This window comes from Sphingomonas benefaciens (genome assembly GCF_052907485.1).
This window is the reverse complement of the sequence record NZ_JBREIC010000011.1, coordinates 16264-36811: the sequence shown is the minus strand read 5'-3', so window position 1 is coordinate 36811 and position 20548 is coordinate 16264. Positions and strand designations below refer to the sequence as shown.

The following is a 20548-nucleotide window of genomic DNA, read 5'->3' as shown; positions in this document are numbered from 1 at the left end:
ATATTAGAGGCTGATAGTGCACCGTGATTTATTCGCAACAGCCGAGCAGCTTGCATTTGATGCACAATATTTTCCGCAAAAGCTTTTATATAATCGGCGTAGCCAGTTATTTTTCCAAATTGAGAGATAACTTGCCGCGTTATTTCTCGCAGCCGCGTTACATCGCTGCCCGTTTGAAATATCAAAGCGGCGGGTACGCGAAAACCTGCGTTTGGGAGGAAGTGGGCGGGCCTAATTGATTGCTCTCGCACGAGCACTACGGCCGGGCTTGGAGACGCGTCCCATCTTGGTGGATAAGCCCCAGCTGTTGTGCTCAGCATAACCAGACCCAGGCATCTCGTGGCGCCTCTAGGCAAAGCTGCCTCTACGATCTCGCTGCTGATAATCTCGTGCAGGGCGTCCGCCAGCGTAAGCGTGCCGGAGTTGTGGAATTGACTGATAAACCCGTCGTCGACCTGCTGAGCCAGTGGGTTCCTGCCGACCCCCTTCAATTGCAGACCCGCGATGTTGCCAGTCCTAGCGCCGCCTCCGTGGCGCCCAACGCCAGGGCCACCATACCGCTCGGCAAGGAGGGTCACCGAGTTGCTGGAGTCTAGCAGTCCCCGTTCGCCAAATGGGCTATCGGGAGTTGCGAAAGCTGTGCGCTCTGCGAACTCTGTGTCTGTCATTCGCGCGATATCGCCGGAAACGGCGACGGACCTATTGACCCACAATGTTGTCGATCCAGGGACGCGGAATGCGGTGAAAGGGACCGTGCTATAGGCAGTCGACAGCAGCACCTATGTCTAGCTTTCGTCAGGCGTTAGGATTGTAAACCTGGCTCAAGGGGGGCCAAGGGCATCGTTTGTCGCTCTGGATGGCGACCTATCGCACAGGTCTCATCGTTGAACGCCACTCTAATATTGGTTATCAATTCCTATTCCTAACTATGCATTGGCAAAGGTAGGAATAGGATATACCGGTCAAATACATACCCTACATTAACCGCCAACCAAGATAACTGTTAGCATTGGCGATCTCTTGCCGATAGGTGATGTCATCGGAGTGATCTTTTGGATCCCCGGAATTGGGGTCCACCTTGTTCCAGTTCGTTTCATTGCTACCGCCATGATGCTTAATTTCAAAATACTCGAGCATCGAGACATGAGCATCATTGATGCCATATTCGTTGGTTGATGTCACACTTCGATAGCGGTCCATGTAATAGTCATAATCATGGAACAAGGCTTTTATTTGGTCCTGCGGGCTGCTAATATCGCCAGTTTCGCCTCTCGCCTTCCACTCTTCTGTTGAGTATTGGCCTAAGCCGACGTGTTCTGTACCACTGCCCGCGTTTGGCTTGAAGGATGACTCAGCAAATGCTAGCGCCGCGACGGCGTTAATTGATCCTTGCTTTCCATGCGTCATCCCATACTCTACGATATCGTCAAGAACCGCGGTTTGTTCAGAAGTAAGAAAGTTACTTACCGTATATTTATAACCGTGCGGAGTAGTATGGGTGCGTCCCGGGCCGGCGGGTCCCCGATCTTGAGGGCCGCTCATCGGAGACGTGCTTCCACTACTGTCGTAGCTACCACCCGACGCATAGCCGCCGCCTACTGCATAGGTTCCGATAACAACGATATCACCCCCATCATCTGTTCCGTCTCCTCCGGCGACAAATGAAACCTCTTCTTCAGTGAGTATTCTCATAATAATAACACCCTCTTTTATTAATAAAAAAGACAGTATTTGCGTTTTGACATGTTGCTTCGCGGAATAACTCTTCCATGTCTTTCCGGAAGGCAGTCTGTAAATCGATGGCTAGGCCCTGTTACGCCGGAAGGTATCCCGTTGCCGATAGGAATGCTTTAAGCGCTTCGGGAAAGCTTTTTTGATGCCCCTCGGGGCATTGGCCGTTCGATCCGGTCACCGGCACGTCACAGGGCTGCCAAGGGCTCACGCTTCGGTCATAGTGCCGCAGCATTTCAGACCATGCGGCTTTGAAATCTCCTGAGCGCGCGGCATTAGCTACATAGGCGGCGCAAGCTCCGTTTCGATCAGGCTTATCAGAGAGACAAAGCGGCTCCAGCCGCTTCATTTCACCGGCAAAAGCTTTTCGCAGCGTCGGATCTCTGCTCTCTTCGACCACTTCCCCATTCTTCACAGTAAAGAACCTCGGAGGGCGAGGAGAGCAGCCATTGCAAGCGAAGCGAGAGTCGAAGCGTCCATCATCTAACCTGAGGTCGATGGCGCCATCCCCGGATATGTCTTTCGAAGCGTCGGGAAACTTGCCTTGCAGGCTATCTCGATCAGCTGCGTTGAATGCTGCTACTTTGTAGCCAGTCGCGTTTGGAATCAAAAACTGGGCGGTCATATCGCCTCCAGAGCCGCCGTATTGGCTTTCGATAATTACTCCTGGGCGGGGGTCGCCTTTGCGGAACCGAACTACCGCCACTCGGGCGTACGCGCTTTGTCGATCAGTCGGGACCGAAACAGTTTGTATTCCGGGGGCTGCTACAATCACTGCAGCCTGATTGTTATACCCGTCAGCTGCACATGAGGTATCGCCGACAGGGTGAGCAGGACATGGCAGAGCCTCGACTCGCACGCTGATGCCGCCCGAATTGAAGTGTATCGGCTTTTTTTCATAGGCAGTCCATTTCTGAAACTGGCCCTCTGGAACCTCAGCTGGCGCGTTGCCGACGAGCACACACACAAGAGCAATTTTACAAAGACGCATGGTCGCCTTCCCTCTCTCCCTATGGTGCGATGATGAAGCGGCAAACTAGCGTTCGCAAGCGGAATGTGTGACAAACGGTGCCTATAAATGTTATGCCGCAGCCGTGCTTTCCAGTTCGTCCGACTGAAACACGGCGGTTGTTCCGTCATATTTCAGGATAGAATTTTGTCTCTACAATCGTAGGCCGCTGATCCACGAGGGAATCTCGTAGGTGATGGCAAGGCGACGACATGAAAAAGGGGGGCGTGACGGCAAATGTTGGCGAAAAGTCTCGCGCTACTGGCCATGAGGCAGGCTTATATGGGCGCGTTGCAGCTAGGCCGTCGCCAGTGCTGTCCACTATGTGAGGTGGGACCGCACCGATCGGCAGAGCGCTTCCCTTTCTGTCATGATTTCAGACTTTTCCGTCGATTCACAATTTTATTTTGTACAACTCGTCTGGTCTTGCTGTCGCGGGACGGTAATCACGCTCCAAGCTTTTTGTTGTAAAAGCTCTGGAGTGTGCGGGTAAGCCAGATTAAAGTGTCGCATCCAGTCCTGGATAATTACGCGCCGGCTGCGTTGTCGATCAACCGGTCGATCGCATCGTCCGCCATCTGTTGCCAGAGGACGGCGCCTGCGTCAGGCGCTGGTGTACCGGATTCTTCACTATTGAACGGGTCCGAGCGGAAGCGATTTTTCGACATATTTCTGGCGGTATTCTCGTCCGAGGCGTTGAGCACGTCTAGAAACGCCATCCCGCGCGCTAAGCACGCTTTTGCCAGTTCAAACGTCATGAGTAAGTTCTTCTCATTTAGTACGTCGTCCGCCCGTATGTACAGCAAACCCCAGGCACTTAGCTCGTCGAGGACCGAGTCGATGCCGTTAATTGTGGATGGGCTAGCCTCAACCAAAGCGTGGCTGATGCCACGCGCCATGCAAGCACGAATACACGCTTGTGTGGCAATACCTTTTCCCTTCCAGATCAGCAGTAGGTGTGAAGATCTTGGCTGGGACGGCGCTTCATTTGAGGCAGCGGTTCTAGCGGTGCCATAAATCAGCCGCTCCGGGCGCCGCCACCAGCCATTCTCCATAGATACCGGAGGACGTAGCGCGCCGAGCGGCAAGTTTCGCCAAAGCGAGGCCAGTGCCGTAGGACGCGGCGTACCATCTGCCACGTCATACACCCCCGACTCATATTTGCCGTCTCTCGTCACAAGCGTGTTCCAGCCCTGGCTGCCAAGTAACGACCAAGCCGTGACTGCGCGGATATCAACGCATTCGGCTGCGACCGATACGCTAATGTCCCAAGCTTCCGCCGCCCAGCGCAACTGCTCCTCACGTGTAGAGCCGTTATGCACCTCGGTGACTGCAATCGGCGTGCGATAGCGCTGCCATGCCTCACGTAGCGCACCGCCAAGCCCTGATGGCGGCGGATCGAGCACGCGGATCGCCTCCGTATCAGCATAGGCGATTTTCCCGTTGCCGCCATGAAGATGCGCCGGGTACCTGTCGACCCGGTGGTCAAGGAAGCGGTCACTAGTTAGGTAATGATTGATGCCGATGACGTCTGGAGGGCAAGGATCATCGGCGATTTGGATTAGGCGCTCGCCCAATCCTACTCGCTCTATGATCGCGAACAACGGGTGCGAACGATCGATTCGACCGAACAGTAGGTCCCATCCCGCCCAGCGACGGAGGTTATCATAAGCTGCTTGTTCGCCAAGCGGTGCAGTTGCGTAAGTTCGGCCCAGATCATCAGTTTGGATCAGGCGCGCCGCTGGGTTGACGCGCCGCACTGCCCGCATTGCGGCCCGCGTTCCATCCACTTGGTTGAGCAGCGACAGCCAGAAAGATCGCGGATCGGTTGCATGGGGGTACCAGTGGCCATACAGCGCTGAGAAGCGAGCGGTCGTTAGCGGCTCATTGACGGGGGTAAAATCTTCCACCCACGGGTAGCGCTCTGCGACAGCCGCCGCATAATGGCCTAGTTCCGCTGCGAAGCGGTCATCAACAAGATTGGTGTGACGGGGGCCGCTGCCATGATGAACCAAGCCAACGATTGGCCGGATACCTAATGCGCGCAGCCTGTTCAGGCGCTCGTCAGGCCAGCGCCAATCAGGATCTTTACCCAACTCCGGAACAGTCCTCTCCCAAAGAACCGGATAGCGTATTGCCTTAAGCCCAAGATCGGCGAAAAGGTCTAGGTCGCTCAACCGATCGTGGTGTCCGCTCAACCTTACCTGATCGCGATAATGATCCCCCACGCGATTCACCGTACACTCGACTCCACCCCATAGCTCAATGGGAAACGAGTTGGTGGTCATAATGCATCTCTCGCGACGATAATAAAAGGAAGACAGCAATCCCTTGGGACGCAACAACGACTAGACATTCTACCCGTACCGGATTCTAAAGTACGGTTTAGCCTAGCGTTGCAATCCGTGCCTTCATTCGCTGGTATGTCGCTAGCGCCTGCCCCACAACTTGGTCCATGTTGTAATAGCGATAATTAGCTAGGCGGCCAATAAATACCACGTTAGGATTTAACAAAGCAAGCGCCTCGTACTTCTTGAAAAGTTCTTGATTTTCTGGGCGTGGTATTGGATAATAAGGAGGGCCCTCCGCGGATGGATACTCAAATGCCACGCTAGTGACCGGGCAACGCTGACCGGTTATCTGCTTGAATTCGGTTACACGAGTATATGGCACCGCCTCGTCTGGAAAATTAACGACGGCGGCTGCCTGATATCGCTCCCGTTCTAAAATACGGTGCTCGAATCGCAATGAGCGGTAGGGCAAGTGACCATAACAGTAGTCAAAGTATTCGTCGATTGGTCCGCTATAGACTAGCTGATCGTGGTAAACTTTATCTTTAACGTCATCAAACTCGGTAGAAAGGCGTACTGTTATATTTGGATGATCAAGCATGCGCATGAACATCGCCGTGAAGCCGTCCTCCGGCATTATTTGGTACCTGTCAGAGAAATAGCGATCATCCTCACTGGTTCGGATCGGCACACGCGCGGTTACCGACTTATCCAGCTTTGACGCGTCCAATCCCCATTGTTTGCGGGTGTAACCCTGAAAGAATAGTTGGTAGAGCTCACGTCCCACCGTGCCAACCACTACATCCTCTGATGTTTTAACGACATCAATAGGCTCCGCACGGGCGGCAAAAAAGGCGGCAACTTCACTATCCGTCTTGAGCTGCGCGTCGAACAGTGAGTTCAGCGTCGTGCGGTTGATCGGGATTGGCACCTGCTTTCCTCGCACTTCTGCCAGCACGCGATGTTCGTACGGGTGCCAGCGGGTGAAGCGCGACAGATATTCAAACACCTGGCCAGAGTTGGTGTGGAAGATGTGCGGTCCATACCGGTGAACTAGGATGCCTGCGGCGTCTTGTTCGTCGTAAGCATTACCAGCGATGTGAGGCCTGCGGTCAATCACAAGCACGCGCTTGCCGGAGTCTGCCGCAAGCCGCTCTGCTATCACGGCACCGGCAAACCCCGCGCCGACGACGAGAACGTCGTACTGCTCATATTCAATGGCATGCGCTGTGCCAAATGATACTCCATCAATGGCGGCCATCATCCTGGTCGCGGTATCGTCCCAGGAGGTCGCAGCCAGCAAAGCATCGGCCTCATCACGCCACCCACGGTCGGTTCCACGCGCTAGCTCCAGCGCCGCATCGCATGCCTCAACAAAAGCCGAACCGGTGTTTGCAATGCGAACACCAGCTAAGTTGCCGTAATGCCGCACCACATCTGCTATCGGGGTTGAGACAACGGGCCGCCCGGCGGCAAGATATTCCGGCGTCTTGGTCGGACTGATGAAGCGCGTAGCCTCATTCATTGCAAATGGTATAAGCGCAACGTCCCAACGGGCGATTGCTTCTGGCAACGCATCATATTCAAGCATGCCAAGATAGCGCAGGTTGCTGTTTCGCGGCAGGTGAGCTGGATCGATCTTCACCACCGGTCCAATGATTTCAATAATCCAGTCCGGCCGCGCCTCCGCAAGCTGGCGAAGTAGGCCCAGGTCCATTCGCTCATCGATGACGCCGTAAAAGCCAAAATGCGGCGGCTTGCTGGCTAAAGGGCGATGCTCACGAGAGCGGGCAAAATGGCAGACGTCGACGCTAGACGGGAATGGACGTACATCACGGTGACGTTTGCGCTTAGCCTCGTACAGGCTGTGGCCGCCGGTGAACACCAAATCCGCAACTTCTAGCAGCCTGGATTCGAGGGTGAGTAGCTCGGGCGGAGCGAAAAGGAACGCCGACAGTTCGTCCATGCAGTCGTATACAGTGCGCGCCGCCTTCACATTTGCCGAGAAGGCGAACATCATTGGCGTGTAATACCAGCGAATAGCGACCGCGGGCATATCTGCCAGGAACGAGTGAAGCAGCATTTGCAGCGCATGCTGCGTGGCTGCCACATTCATGTCGTGCGGCAATTGTGGCGTGACCACCCGCACATTTACACCTTCCATACGAATGGAAACGCCCGGCGTTTTGATATCTACAAACTCGGGCTCTTCCCAAATAACAATCGGCATACGTTGAGCGAACCGCGTCATAAGGTGCTGAGGTCGCTGAAAAACAAAATTCCATCGCAGATGTGAAAAGCAAAGCAGTATGCCGGTCATTGGGGTGCTATTACGAGCGGATGATACGTAGGGGGGCATGAATTACTCCCAGGATCAGAAATTTGCAGAATTTCACTAGCGGTGGGGCGAAGATAACGTAATTTGGATCTTGTGCGAAAGTAATTGATGCTAAGGGTATTGCATTGCTATTGTCCACAAATATCGATGTCCCGTTGGAAGAGACGTGGCAGCAAGGGGCATTACGATGTAGGTCGTCCGTGGCAGTGCCGAAGGTCCTATCACTGTAGACGCCGATACCTTGCTGCTGAGCAACGTAATGGGCGATGTCGTATTGGAGGGCGACGCAACGGCAAGGATCAGCGGCAACCTCATATGGATGTAGTACAAGCCCGGCAGCCCAAGAAAAAAGCCGAAGCGGGCAGGCCTCTTGCGCTCGACGCTTTTTTAAGCGCTTTATCGCCGACTATCGAAGGTGCGTCTAACCTTTCGCCTTCTTAATCCTCTTACCGAATGCGCAGATGGATGGGCAGAGCGGTTCACGGCCGCGCCCCTCATCACATCCGGAATGCAAGGTCTCTTTGATGTGAGGCGCGCAATTGAGAAGTCAGACTATGCAGGAAGACCAGAGCGAGCGACCCGTTCAAGTCGACGGGCAGACACATGGGTCCGCCTCGGTCGCCTTTTCCGGAGGTCCCGATGAGCATCGTGTCGATGATCGGTGTGCGCTGCACGGCATCCTGTGCGTCAGGCGCTATAGATTACGGCAGTGAAATGCCCTCGACCACGTCATTCGCGCAACTCTCCTACGCGAATCGTGACGGCGCTCGGAAACCCGTAGGACAAGAGCCAGATCGATCGACAGTGGGTGGACGCGCATGTCCAAGCCACCCACTAAGGGGTTCGCGCCTTACTTGTCTTCGGCTTCCAGCAGCTGGTTTCACGGACGGCGCACCAGTTGGTGCATCGCCGGCTATCTAATTCGGGAGGAACTGATGGGAGCCAGCGAGCGAGCGCGGATCGTGACCGCCGCTTTCGATTTGGCTGAGGCGGTCGCAAAGATGCTAGAGCAGCTCGACGTGATGTAGACGGCTGCGCAACTGCGCGGCGTCGACGCGCTCAGGTGTTGCCACGGAATCGCGCATCCCGCTGGCGCTGGCCACCGAATTTGGCCCTTCTGGATGAAGTAAGGGGGAAGGCACGACGATCGCGTGCCACCTGCAGACGGCGCTCGATCGGTGCTATCGTACCGGCGCGGATCCACTCAGCATGGCCTGAGGTCGGAAGGATCGCGCGAAACGGAACGCCCCGCTTCGCGCGATGCCTTGCCATCGCCAATCAGGCCGTCTTCTTGGCGGGCCGTTGGCCAGGCTTGCGGCCGAGGCCGATCTTTTTGGCCATCGCGCGGCGGCTTTCCGAATAGGCTTGCGACACCATCGGATAATCGGCTTTCAGGTTATACCGCTCGCGGTATTCGTCAGGCGTCAGGCCATGAGTCGCAAGGTGACGCCGCAGCGTCTTGTACGGCTTACCATCGATCATGCTGACGATGACGTCGGGTGAAGACAACGACTTCCGCACCGATACTGCCGGCGTATATTCGGCGGTTGCTATCGAAGCCTGTTCGGCGGAAGCACTACCGCCATCGGCAAGTGCGCACACGGTTTCATGCATCTTCTGAAGAAAGGCCGGGACGTCTTCGGGAGTGACGCGATTGTGCTGGTTACCCAGCCAAGCGATCGTCAACTCGGTCGCGAGTTCGACGGGATGGGTTGCGTATTCGTCTGCCATGCTTGCTCCTCTGGCGGATGGATCACCCTGAAACTGTAGGGCGGGGAAGCAATGATTAGCAATCGGCGTGACGATGATATTTTAGGCTTTTCAACAAATGTCGGGTGAGGCCACTGCTTGAGCGGCATTGCCCTGCATCAACGTTTCTTCATGTCTGTCGATGCAGCGTATCTGGAAACGATCCAATGAGAACACGGGATTTGACATAAATCCCCGTCAGGGCTAAAACACAAGAAGTGGCCCGCGATTAAATCGCGGGCCACCCTCTAGTCGCCACTAGATCGCCACCCCCGTCCAGAGTTGCAATTTGCGGGGTAAGCCCGGTGTGAACGGGCCCCCTCGACGCATCCCGAAGGATGCGCTTCGGGGGGTGGGTGGTGGCGCTATAATCCCAAATCCATGGCCGGTCAACACGACATTAAGATGTCGGCTACGATCCTCAATTTGTAGCCTACAATATGTAGGCGAAGCTCATAACGTCGAACAGAAATCGCTTTAAGAGCGAAACCAAGCCTAAATCATATAGCGCATCTTTTGCACACCGAATTATTCCGCTTATCGTGCACCAACGTGGATACCAACGATCCATAAGAGTAGAAATTAGAATTCCACGTTAGATATCCACCAAAGAATGCCGCATTAAAATTAGGCGTAATATCGAAAGCCGAAATGTCGATCGAAAAATCCCTTACGAAGCGCACGTGGATCGCACGTCGAAGCCTCGTCGAACCACGTACGCGGTGAACGTAGCGAATTTCGCCAACGATAGCGAAGTAACTTCCGTCGATCACCGAACTGGCCGTCGAGAAGGCGAGCGCAACGCAAACGATGCCGACGCGCTGCAACAGGATGCAGTGCGATGCAACGCGTTGCACCGGGGCACAATCGATCAGCACCGCGCTTCGTCGCAGGATAGAAATCAGACGTTCTCAATATGTTCCGATCGACGGTAGGAGCGGAGGAATGACGCCGCGCCTGTCTTTCGCATCCAATCAGCCCATTCCCGTCGCCGCGGTGCCGGCCGATCTGCGCCTGCGGAGCGTCGGGGCGGCCGGCGTCGGCGCATGACTGGCAGGAGGATGCGATCGACCTGATCGAGCTGCTGCGCCTCGATCGCGCCGCGAGCTTCGTCGTCCGGGTTGGCGGCAGCTTGATGGTCGATGCCGGCCTCTACGATAACGACGTCGTCGTGGTCGACCGGGACGCCAAGCCGGTCAACGGCCGTATCGTCATCGCGATCGTCGACCGCGGCTTTGTTGTCCGCCAGCTCGTCATCCGCGAGGGCATGCCGTATCTCGAAGCGCGCAACGCGCGCATGCCAGTCCTAGCATCTGTGATATAAAGGGTTTGGATTACCGCAGCGATCAAAGCGCTTGAACAGCCCACAAGTGAACAAGTTGGATTTACAACCCGCCGTATGGGCTGAAGCTCTTTTAACGACTCAGCGTCAGAACGCGGCTTCGAACCGCGTGATGATCTCGACGTTCAGCGACTGAGCTTCGACACAGGTTTCAGCGCGCTCGATGAACCGGCTGTCGAGCGCCATCATCGGCGTAATGGTTTGGCTCTCACTGCGCCGAACGAGCCCCTCGACGATCTGGACGATCCGCAGCAGTTCCGAAGGGTCGAGGATGTGAAGATAGCCGCGCGTCGCCTTCACGAACTCCACCATCATGTCGAACCCAAACTTTGGTGGCAGCAACCTTAGGTCGGGCACGAGGATAATTGCGTGGATCGGCTGGGTGCGCTCAACCTCTTGCTCGCGGCCGTCGAGGTCGTAGATCGTCGCGCCGTCCCGTATTTGGCGGGCCGCACCCTTCAGCTGCTTGAGCCCCTTCTTGATGCTGGCAAGAACATTCTTGCTGAGCTTGGTGCGGTCGGGAAGCTCGGGACGATTGAACAGCTTGAGCGCCTTGGACTCGAAGATGAACGTGCCGCCCGAGTAGCCGAGGAGAATGTCGGTCAGCTCGCGGAAACGGCCGCTCTTCATGATCTGCGGCTGGTCGATGATGACGTCGGGATGCAGATTGTCAGCGAGCCAGATGACGAGCTTCTCCTGCTGGCGACCTTCGTCAAGATCGAACAGGTTCATTTCGCTAACGCCCGATCGACTGGTGATCAGCGAGTTCCGCACCTGGTGCCACTCCGGCACGGCCGGCAGGTCAATGAGCAACATTGTCGGATCGGCGACCTTGCCATCGCGTAAGGCGGTGTAGATGTCATCGACCCTCGCGACGACGCCGGAATGATCAAACTTGCCGAGCCCGGCATAAGCAGAGAGCGATCCAAGCCTGTTGCCGGCGACGGCAACCTCCATCTCCGCCCAAGCGACGTTGATCGCCAGCTCGTTGAACAAGAAAACCTGGAGCGGCTTACCCTCCGCAAGACCGAGCAGCGCCTGCCGTTCTTCCTCGCGTTCGAGTACTGACCAGATGATCCCGGGCGATGTCGGATCATCGTGGACAATGAGGCTATAGATCAGCCGATCACCATAGGTCTGAGCGATCATCAGCTGGAGCCGGACGCCCCGGGTCAGGTATTTGAGCACAACGACATCGGCCTTGACCAGCAAGGTCGGCTCGAACCCGTTCCTGCCGCTGGCAAAGTCGAAGCGCACCAGCTGCGGCGTTGCGAGAAACTCGCTGCGATTATGCGCTGATAAAATATGCATGGCTTCTCGGCGTACTTTCTAGCGATCCTGGCAGGCCGGGTCAGGGTCCGGATATGCTGGCAAGTCGCCGCTAAAGCCCTCGTGTCTGAGACGCGTAACGGCGACGTCGTAGGCCGGCCTTCCGATCGGACCGAAGCGTCGCCCCTCGTCATTTGGATCGAGCTTGAAGACGCCTGGGGGGCCAAATTCGTTGTCCGCGGCGATCTCGTCAAGCCCAATAAGGAATAGCAGGTCGACACCCTCGCGCGACACAAGCGCGATCAGCAGGGTATCGGAGCCCAGCTGTTTGATACCGAGCCGGAAGTCGTGGATTTCCTCCTGTGACAGCGAAAAATAAGTAAGCCCGTTTGTATCGGGAAGCTTGGCGTCAACGAAAAAATAGTCCTCATTCTCATCGAATGCAGCCGCAAAGTCCGGCCGCTTATCGCCTTTCAGCAAGAGATGGAGTTTAGTGCCCAACTTTTGCGGCAGTCGTTCGATCACGAGCCGGCGGTCTTCGCGCAGCCATGCTTCCACGATCACTTCGCTGAGCCGGCTGATACGAACCGTTCGCTCCTAGCCCTCTCTCAAACGCGTGCGGGTTGTCCCCAAATCAGCCATCCTATTCCCTTCCAAAACGTTAGGATGAACTCAATGTCCGATCACAGGTATCTGATAGCAAGCGCGGGAGATGTACACGGAGCATGATCACAGTGGCTCTGTCGCAAATTTTCTAAGTTTCGCGACAACGGCAATGGGCGGCCTTGCTCCTCGTGCACGCCTGTCGCAAAAGTCGGTTGCTAAATACACCAATTTCGATGCATATTCGCGACATGCTGATTGGCTACGCCCGTGTGTCCACCGATGACCAAGACCTCCGGTTACAACGCGCCGCGTTGAAGGAGGCTGGATGCAAGCGAACCTTCGAGGAGAAGGTCTCGGGCGCACGCCGCGACCGACCCGAGCTGGCCAAGATGATTGAGCAGCTGCGCGACGACGACACGGTGGTGGTGACGCGGCTCGATCGATTGGCACGCTCCACCCGCGACCTGCTCGACATTGCTGAGAAGTTGAAAGAAGCTGGCGCTGGCCTACGCTCGATAGCTGAGCCTTGGGCAGATACCACTTCACCCGCCGGGCGCATGGTGCTGACTGTGTTCGCCGGCATCGCCGAGTTCGAGCGCGAGCTGATCCACCAACGAACTAGCAGTGGGCGGGTGGCGGCTAAGGCAAGGGGAGTCCGCTTTGGCCGCCCGCCTAAGCTCACCACCGACCAAATCACCCTAGGGGAGCGTCTAGTAGGGGAGGGCACGTCAGTCCGCGAAGCGGCCAAGCTGCTCAAATGCCACCATGCCACCCTGTACCGGGCATTGTCCGCGCCCCATGGCTAGCAACGACAACCTCGACCCTATACCAGAACATCCCCGGCGGGCGCTGCTCGCTCCAAAGTGAGGCAGCATGAGCCAGGCCCTAAAAGCTGTCCCTAAGACCCCGGCTAAGGTCGTTGCGCTGTGTCCCAAACCGAGGGAGCCGGCTGCTCTTCCCGCCCGAGCCGCGCGCTACCCCGAGTTGCGCTACATGGGATCTAAAGCACGGCTGCTGCCTTGGATTTATAGCGTTCTGGAAGGCTTGGACTTCGAAACGGCGTTGGATCCTTTCTCTGGCACCGGCTGCGTTGCCTACATGATGAAAGCGATGGAGCGGCGCGTGATCGCGTCGGACTTCCTGAACTTCACCAGCACCGTTGCCCGTGCGACGGTTGAGAACAACAGCATCCATCTTGACGGCAAGGCAATCAAGCGCCTGCTCGATCGTACGCCCGCCACCCACCATTTTATCGAGAAGACCTTCAACGGCGTGTTCTACACGCCTGAGGACCTGCGCTTTCTGGATCGTGTTTCAGGTAACATCGGCCAGCTGCAGGATCCCTATCAACAGGCGCTCGCCTATGCGGCCCTGTTCCGTTCCTGCCTCAAGCGGCAGCCCCGAGGCGTATTCACAATCTCGGGCGACCTGTCCCGCTACGATGACGGTCGCCGCGACCTCCAGCTTTCGATCGAGGAGCATTTTCTTGAGCAGATCGAAATCTACAATGCTGCCATTTTCGACAACGGCCGCCGCAACCAAGCGCTGCGCTCCGACCTATTCGAGCTGCCCCGGCGCAAGGTCGATCTGGTCTATCTCGACCCGCCCTACGTCCCCCGGGCCGATGATAACTGCTACATCAAGCGTTATCATTTTCTGGAAGGCCTATCCTGCTACTGGCAGGGCCTGCCCGTGGATCCGTCGACCAAGGTCAAGAAGATCGCGAAGCGGTACACGCCATTCAGCTATCGGCGCACCGCTGTTGAAGCCTTCGACCGCATGTTCTCCCGGTTCGCCAAAAGCCAGATTGTGCTGTCCTACAGTTCGAACGGCTTTCCAGACCTTGAGCAGCTTGAGAGCCTGATGCGTAAGCACAAAAGCAGCGTGCGGGTGTTCGAGAAGCCGCACCGCTATCACTTCGGTACGCACGGGGGCGTCGAGCGCGCTGCCGTGACTGAATACCTGATTGTGGGGCAATGATGCTGGTCCGCGATCAGACCCTCGACGAGATCGAGCGCAACCTTAGCCCCCTTAACGTCGAGTGGATGGACGAAACGGCGGCAGAGGCAATGGCGCTTCTGGCCGAACTGCCGGCCAAGGAAAGCTACGACCGGGAGGACGTGGCCGCCATGCTCGACCAAGGGTTCGAGCGAGGGATCCTCTGCGCCCGCTTGTTCCTAATGCTGTCCAAGGACAACATGACGATCGAGCTGACTCGCGAACTTGGCGAGGGCGGGATCGGGATCAAACGCTACAAGGCCGATAGGGAGAAGTTTCTCGACGCCTTCAACCGGCTGGGCCTGCCCGGTCTAATGACGACTACGATCAACTATCAGCCGATCTGGAGCGACATTCTCCTTGAGCGGCTGCGCTCCGGCCGTGGATCCGCCATCCAAGGGCAGAAGCGCGGCCGAGGGCTGGAAGATTTTGCCGAAGCCTTGGTAAAAGAGGTGTTCGGAAGCGCCTATGAGACCCGCTGCACCTTCACCGGCGCCGATGGCAAAACCGCCAAATGCGATATTGCCGTGCCCGACAAAGGCCGGCCCCGGATCGTCATCGAGGTCAAAGGCTACAACGCTACCGGGTCGAAAATGACCGACATCATTGGCGACCTGGATGCGATTATCGATGCCAAGCGGCACGACACGACGCTCCTGTTCGTGACGGACGGCTCGACCTGGACGGCCCGGCGCTCAGACCTGCGCAAGATTGTCGAGCGTCAGAACCAGGGTAAGATTGCACGCATCTACACGATGAAGATGGCCGACGAGTTCCTGGCGGACCTACAGAGCCTCAGAGGCTCTATGGGGCTTTAGCGCCGGCGTCGCCGGCGCTGGCGCTGGCCAGCTGAAACTTAATCAACTCGCGTGATCGAGGCGGTTTACGGCCCGATGTGCCCGCTGCTTTTATCCATACTGATTGGCGGCGGGGAAGCGCAGAACTGACCGGAAGGGAAACGAGCGTGGCGAAATTGAACCGCTCACAAATCCAGGACGAAGCCCGCGCTATCCTCGCGGCAAACCCCGGCGGTTTGCGCTGGGCCGAGGTGCTCAAGGCGGTCGGATCCGCTCACCCCGAAACACCGGCCAACAGCATCCGCGGTGCGACGCACCTCCTCTTCCACGGTGCCGACGACGTCGTGAAGATTGCGCGTGGCACGTACCAACTCGCACGCTTCGCCGAAGCTGACGCCGCCGAAACCGTCGCGCAGGATGAGGCAGTCGCCACTGCCCCTGTCACTATCAACGCGGACGCGCCCAACGCCGCATCCGTGTCGGAGCAAGCTTTCTACGCCAGCTTTGCCGAATGGCTGGAGGAGAATGACGAGGTGACGATCGCCGGCCCGCTGGGCGGCAGCGTGCTGGGCGGCAAGTGGGGCACCCCTGATGTGATGGGCGTCCTGAAACCCCGCGCGCAAGACATTTTCAAGTTTGAGCCGCAGATCGTAACGGCAGAGATCAAGGCCACCCCGAGCCAACCTGTCGTCGCCTTCGGTCAGGCGGTCGCCTATCGGCTGTTCAGCCACAAGAGCTACATCGTCGTACCCCGAACCACCACAAGCGACGACATGAACCGCCTGACCTCGCTGTGCAGCATCCACGGTGTGGGCCTGGTGGTCTTCACCCTCGACATCGACCAGCCGGACTATGGTGTAGTCGTCCTCCCCGCCATCGCCAGCCCCGACATGTTCTATGTCAACACCATGTTGGACCGTTTGAAGGCCAGCGAGCCACGGCTGCTAAACCGGCTGTTCTAATATTACGCAGCGAACCTCAGACGGTGCCACAACCGACCGGTTTTGACACTAACGATTTCCAGTTGGGACCCTTGGTTTCATAGGGCCAGTCCAACCGGATCAGCCGCTAGCGCGAGCTGTTGCCGGGAACCCCGATGTGGGTAGCTGGGTGTGTTGCTTCCGGTGCCGGCGAGCCTTCAGCCTCCCAGATCTCCACGACCATGTACTAGTAGCCACTGGGTAGGTAGTGCTTCTGAGCCACCGAGATGGCAAATTTCTGATCCGGCGTGCTAGCTGTGCGACGATAGTGCAGGAGGGCGAGCGGTGACGATCGAATCTCTACATACCTACCTTGTGTATCCGAATAAGAATGCCGCTGAGCCAAAGCTGATCGGTGGAGCAGACGTGCCGCTTGCGGGTGAGGTTTTTGATCTGCTCAGTGATATCTACGGGAAGGCGGAGCGTGAGTGCTCGATTGATATCGCGTTTAATCCAGTCGCACCTAACGCCGTAGAGAATCCCTGCCGAAGCCTGTTGCTAGAGTACGCGCGCATGCCCTCTATCGAGGCTGGGCTGATGCTTGCGACACGGCTCGCCGCGCATTCAACTAAGCGTTCGGCGCTAGGGCTTCTCTTCATTGCAACGGGACTTGTTGGCACGCAGCGAAAGATCGTCATCGCTCGGTTTGCTGCCAACAGCGGGATTCTTGCCGATGAAGATCGCGCCGAACTAAGCGTTCAATTCGTAGAGCGCGTCTTTTTGCGAAGCATCAGCTCTTATAAAGCGGTCCTGTATCAGGATGAGGTGACGGCTCAGACGTTTTGGTCCGGTAAGGCGGTTGACCGTCAGATCAACAGTGGCGAGGTTGAGGTTTCGCGATACTGGATATCGGATTTTCTGGATTCAGACTTTAAGATCACGTCTGCACAGGGAACTAAGGTTCTGGCTGTAGCAATGAGGAAGGCATCTTCACAAACTGAGAACATGCAAGTCAAACGCGAGATCACGGCAGCCGCCACGTTGGGAGCTAATCTAGACCAGCAGGTCATGACAGCACGGGAGTTCCTGACGCGGATTGGGCTGTCGGCGCAAGCTCAGGCGGAGGTGGCTGGCCAAGTGAAACACGGGCGACTTCTTGACGAACAGTTCCGTTTCAGCGCGGAGGAATTCGACCGCCAGCTGCCATATAAAACCGTCAAACTAGACACGGGCGCTATGCTGACAGCTGCGGCTTCGGAGTTTGATGACGTTTTCGAACATGGAGAGGCGGCAGCCGATGGTTCGGTTACCTTTATAGCGACGGGTAAAGTCGTAAACCAGAAATTGGAAAAGAGCCTTAGATGAGTGTCGAAGTCGCGTATCGGGCGCGTTTCTCGCAGGTTCTTCAGCCGCTTGCGGCAGACCTGTCCGCGTACATCGTTGAAAGCTTGGAAGGGGAGCCCCGCATCGATCGTATTTCAGTGCGAGCAAAGAGTATTGAGCGCTTTATAAAAAAAAGTGAAAACACCGATACGAACGGTAATCGAAAGTACGAAAAGCCGCTCGTTCAAATTCAGGATCAGATCGGCGCCCGCGTGACGGTTTTTTACAAAACGGATGTGGATCGTATTTCAGGTAAACTTCTTCCTTATCTTAGGACTATCGAAGAGAAGGATCTGGTTCCGGTATCAGAATGGGAGTTCGGGTATTTTGGTAGGCATTACGTCTGCTACTTCCCCAGCGAGATAATTGATCCGGAGTGGGAAACTGAAAACGTCCCCCACTTTTTTGAGTTGCAGATAAAAACACTGTTTCAGCACGCTTGGTCCGAGGCTAATCACGACCTCGGATACAAACCCGAGGGTGGCGCCTTGAACAGTGATCAGGTGCGAATGATGGCATTCACGTCGGCTCAGGCCTGGGGTGCAGATCGTGCCTTTGATGACCTATTTCGTGAACTTCATCGGGCTACAGACAAATAGGGGGCAAAGGAGGCTATCAGCTGCGGCAGCTCGGACCGATCCGCGACGATTGTCATTTCTCGCACACCTCGTGGGGTTTGGCAGCACGACTCTCTCGTGCTTTCACACAGCGCTCGCAGTCGCCCGGCAACCGGGCTACGATAGTGCATCAGCAGCTAGATGATCGATTATGCCAAACGGACAGGTTTTCTCAGTCGGCTATGGCAGCCACTCTCAAGGTAAAATTCTTGAGCAGCTGCGTCGTGCAGATATTGGCTATGTGATCGACGTTAGATCATCTCCCTACTCCCGCTTTCAGCCTGATTTTTCGCGAGAGGCTTTAAAACAAGCGCTTCGAGTAAAAGGAATCAAGTATGTCTTCATGGGAGACCTACTTGGCGGAAGGCCGAAGGACGATGATTGCTACACCGATGGCCATGTAGATTATCTTAAGACACGCTCTAAAAGCTTCTTTGTCCAAGGTATTAACCGAATCCAGACTGCTTATAAGCAGGGTCATCGCGTCTGCATGATTTGCAGTGAAGGGCAGCCATCACAGTGCCATCGCTCTAAATTAATTGGCGAAGCACTTGCCGAGCTAGGCATAGACGTAACTCACATACTTCCCGATGATCACACCAAGTCTCAGAGAGATGTAATAGCCGAGTTGACTGACGGTCAATCCGATATGTTTGGTGACCCGTTTATGTCGCGCAAGGCTTACCGTTAGATAGGAACCTGCGTTGCGCATATTTACGATTGGTGGCTATGGGTTCACAGAGCAGTCCTTTACGACCGCCCTGAAGCGAGCTGGTGTTACAGCGTTTGTTGATGTTCGCCAGCGACGGGGCATGCGAGGATCAAAGTACGCTTTTCTAAATAGCATTCGCCTTCAGCAGCTTCTAAGAGATTTAGAAATTAAGTACATTCATGCTCTTGACCTTGCTCCGACGCCAGATGTCCGGAGCACTCAAAAAAGCGATGATCAACAAGAGAGCGTAAATAAGAGGGATAGAACACATCTATCACCAGCCTTCATTAAAAGGTATCGTGAGGAAGTGCTTGATGCATTTGATCCGAGCCGGCTTATCGATGCGTTAGGAGATACCCAGGCCGTCGCCCTGTTTTGCGTGGAGGGACCGCCAACGGCCTGTCACCGCTTGCTTGCTGCGGAGCACCTATTACACCTGTGCGGTAATGAGGAACCAGTTGAGCACCTGAGGCCATGAACGTTCTAATCGTCGGAAGAACCAAAATGGCGGGATCGTCTCGCTGCATAGGTGGGCTCTTGGCTGATGGCACATCAGTCAGGCTGGTGAAACCCGGAGGGCAGTGGGATACTACGTCTCAGTTTGATGTAGGGGATGTCTGGAATATAGATTTCCAAAATTTGGCAAACCTCTCGCCCCCTCACACTGAGGATATACTGGTTACAAAGTTCGACTACGTAAAACAGCAAACAGACTTACAGAAGCATCTTCTAGGACGTATTAGCCCGTGGGAAGGGGGCGTCGACAAGGTATTCGAAGGCAAGCTCGGTTTCACAGGCAACAATAACGGCTTTATATCGAGGGCACGTGGCGTTCCTGACTATAGCACCTGGTTTTGGATTCCAGATGCTGACCTTACACTCCGCGATGATGGAAGACATTATGACTATCCGCAGTGGTTTGGTCGCAGGGGGATGTCTTACGTCGGGGAACCTGCTCCTATTTCGATCATACCTGCGGGCACGTTAGTGCGGCTCTCGTTGGCCCGCTGGTGGAAACCAGAAGATGCAGAAGACTTAGAAGAACGCTGCTACTTGCAATTATCAGGATGGTTTTAGATGCTTCTGAAGTAGGCCAAGATTGGCGCATGGGGGCCGACCACGCGAACGCGATCAGGTCGGCAAGCGCAACACGGTGGGAGTTCCAGCCGTACATCAGCCCCTGCGTGCCAGAGCGCCGCGATGCAGGAGAGTAGGAGATCTCGCGCTAGGCCGCCCTTCGGGCGACACGCTTCATGGCTCCTGTCACACCCAAGCGCATCCGAACGAGCTGTTCTGACACCTTGTAGATGGTTGAAGCTCCCTGGATGCTAAAGCCTTGCTCCACGATGTGCAGTGCGGCCTCCTCGGACACCAAAAGGGCCGGCCCGAGCCAGTTTGCCTCACCTTCGAGATCGTCGTCGTAATGCCTCCGTCCATTGGCATCGAACGGCGACATAGGCGGATGATGTAGCACTATGTGGCTAATTTCATGAGCAAGATCGGCCGCTCGCCGCTTCGGCGAGCTCCTGTCGTTATAGATAATCAGCCTCTTGGCGCCGAGGCAGAGGGTCAGCGCAGATAAGTCCTTCTGCCCTCTTAGGGTGGCGAAGTAGGCGACGGCCTCAGGGTTATCGTTCGCAAAATCACTTAGCGGAACTACCGGCACTCCGAGATGCTCGGCAAGCTTGTACGGGCAGAGGGGATCGTGAAGCTCGATCCCCAGCTCCTGCCTGAACTCCCGTGAAAGTGCATTCGCTTCGGCCTTGAAGCCACGCCGCAAATTCAT

The 20548-nt window shown here is 56.1% G+C and carries 20 protein-coding genes; 11 read left to right on the top strand and 9 right to left on the bottom strand.

Going from position 1 to position 20548, the window contains the following annotated elements:
- The 5 genes from ACU5AX_RS20525 to glf all read right to left on the bottom strand — a co-directional run.
- Positions 1-185 (bottom strand): hypothetical protein (locus ACU5AX_RS20525; RefSeq protein ID WP_446692376.1); only part of this gene is annotated, 185 nt, incomplete at its 3' end.
- Positions 186-975: 790 nt separating this feature from the next.
- Positions 976-1692 carry a lysozyme family protein gene (locus ACU5AX_RS20520; protein WP_446692375.1) on the bottom strand — a complete coding sequence of 239 codons (717 nt, stop codon included), beginning with the start codon at positions 1690-1692 and terminating at the stop codon, positions 976-978.
- Positions 1693-1813: 121 nt separating this feature from the next.
- Entirely contained in the window at positions 1814-2356 is a 543-nt protein-coding gene (locus ACU5AX_RS20515; protein ID WP_446692374.1) for a hypothetical protein, read from the bottom strand.
- A gap of 911 nt (positions 2357-3267) precedes the next feature.
- Positions 3268-5028: a glycoside hydrolase family 1 protein gene (locus ACU5AX_RS20510; RefSeq protein WP_446692373.1), complete on the bottom strand. Its 1761-nt coding sequence runs from the start codon at positions 5026-5028 to the stop codon at positions 3268-3270.
- A gap of 97 nt (positions 5029-5125) precedes the next feature.
- A complete protein-coding gene (gene glf, locus ACU5AX_RS20505; protein WP_446692372.1) occupies positions 5126-7351 on the bottom strand; it encodes a UDP-galactopyranose mutase in 2226 nt (741 codons plus the stop codon).
- A gap of 836 nt (positions 7352-8187) precedes the next feature.
- Between glf and ACU5AX_RS20500 the strand changes: the two genes are divergently transcribed.
- Positions 8188-8397, top strand: coding sequence for a hypothetical protein (locus tag ACU5AX_RS20500; protein ID WP_446692371.1), 210 nt, complete (start codon positions 8188-8190; stop codon positions 8395-8397).
- Between the two features lie 250 nt (positions 8398-8647).
- On the opposite strand, the gene ACU5AX_RS20495 is transcribed toward ACU5AX_RS20500, so the two are convergent.
- Positions 8648-9100, bottom strand: coding sequence for a Ros/MucR family transcriptional regulator (locus ACU5AX_RS20495; RefSeq protein ID WP_446692370.1), 453 nt, complete (start codon positions 9098-9100; stop codon positions 8648-8650).
- A gap of 1024 nt (positions 9101-10124) precedes the next feature.
- On the opposite strand from ACU5AX_RS20495, the gene ACU5AX_RS20490 reads away from it, so the two are divergent.
- On the top strand, positions 10125-10442 hold the full coding sequence (locus ACU5AX_RS20490) for a LexA family protein (protein WP_446692378.1): 318 nt from the start codon (positions 10125-10127) through the stop codon (positions 10440-10442).
- A 105-nt stretch (positions 10443-10547) separates the two neighbouring features.
- Here ACU5AX_RS20490 and ACU5AX_RS20485 read toward each other — a convergent pair whose 3' ends face one another.
- Positions 10548-11771, bottom strand: a complete 1224-nt coding sequence (locus ACU5AX_RS20485) for a hypothetical protein (RefSeq protein WP_446692369.1) — start codon at positions 11769-11771, stop codon at positions 10548-10550.
- Positions 11772-11789: 18 nt separating this feature from the next.
- Entirely contained in the window at positions 11790-12287 is a 498-nt protein-coding gene (locus tag ACU5AX_RS20480; RefSeq protein ID WP_446692368.1) for a hypothetical protein, read from the bottom strand.
- 281 nt (positions 12288-12568) lie between these two features.
- On the opposite strand from ACU5AX_RS20480, the gene ACU5AX_RS20475 reads away from it, so the two are divergent.
- The 9 genes from ACU5AX_RS20475 (at position 12569) to ACU5AX_RS20435 (ending at position 19839) form a co-directional block, all read left to right on the top strand.
- Complete coding sequence (locus ACU5AX_RS20475; RefSeq protein WP_512701457.1) at positions 12569-13141, top strand: recombinase family protein; 573 nt, start codon at positions 12569-12571, stop codon at positions 13139-13141.
- A 67-nt stretch (positions 13142-13208) separates the two neighbouring features.
- The gene (locus ACU5AX_RS20470; RefSeq protein ID WP_446692367.1) at positions 13209-14315 is read left to right on the top strand and encodes a DNA adenine methylase; all 1107 of its coding nucleotides are present in this window, start codon (positions 13209-13211) and stop codon (positions 14313-14315) included.
- The gene (locus ACU5AX_RS20465; RefSeq protein ID WP_446692366.1) at positions 14312-15151 is read left to right on the top strand and encodes a DpnII family type II restriction endonuclease; all 840 of its coding nucleotides are present in this window, start codon (positions 14312-14314) and stop codon (positions 15149-15151) included. The genes ACU5AX_RS20470 and ACU5AX_RS20465 overlap by 4 nt, the downstream gene beginning before the upstream one ends.
- Before the next feature lie 146 nt (positions 15152-15297).
- On the top strand, positions 15298-16092 hold the full coding sequence (locus tag ACU5AX_RS20460) for a hypothetical protein (RefSeq protein WP_446692365.1): 795 nt from the start codon (positions 15298-15300) through the stop codon (positions 16090-16092).
- 303 nt (positions 16093-16395) lie between these two features.
- On the top strand, positions 16396-17415 hold the full coding sequence (locus tag ACU5AX_RS20455) for a hypothetical protein (RefSeq protein ID WP_446692364.1): 1020 nt from the start codon (positions 16396-16398) through the stop codon (positions 17413-17415).
- Positions 17412-18032: a GTP pyrophosphokinase gene (locus ACU5AX_RS20450; protein WP_446692363.1), complete on the top strand. Its 621-nt coding sequence runs from the start codon at positions 17412-17414 to the stop codon at positions 18030-18032. Before ACU5AX_RS20455 ends, ACU5AX_RS20450 begins: the two co-directional genes overlap by 4 nt.
- Before the next feature lie 169 nt (positions 18033-18201).
- Entirely contained in the window at positions 18202-18741 is a 540-nt protein-coding gene (locus ACU5AX_RS20445; RefSeq protein WP_446692362.1) for a DUF488 domain-containing protein, read from the top strand.
- A gap of 13 nt (positions 18742-18754) precedes the next feature.
- Complete coding sequence (locus ACU5AX_RS20440) at positions 18755-19240, top strand: DUF488 family protein, N3 subclade (RefSeq protein WP_446692361.1); 486 nt, start codon at positions 18755-18757, stop codon at positions 19238-19240.
- Positions 19237-19839: a dual OB domain-containing protein gene (locus tag ACU5AX_RS20435; protein ID WP_446692360.1), complete on the top strand. Its 603-nt coding sequence runs from the start codon at positions 19237-19239 to the stop codon at positions 19837-19839. The genes ACU5AX_RS20440 and ACU5AX_RS20435 overlap by 4 nt, the downstream gene beginning before the upstream one ends.
- A gap of 148 nt (positions 19840-19987) precedes the next feature.
- Here the strand turns inward: ACU5AX_RS20435 and ACU5AX_RS20430 are convergent, their stop codons facing one another.
- Complete coding sequence (locus ACU5AX_RS20430) at positions 19988-20548, bottom strand: ImmA/IrrE family metallo-endopeptidase (RefSeq protein ID WP_446692359.1); 561 nt, start codon at positions 20546-20548, stop codon at positions 19988-19990.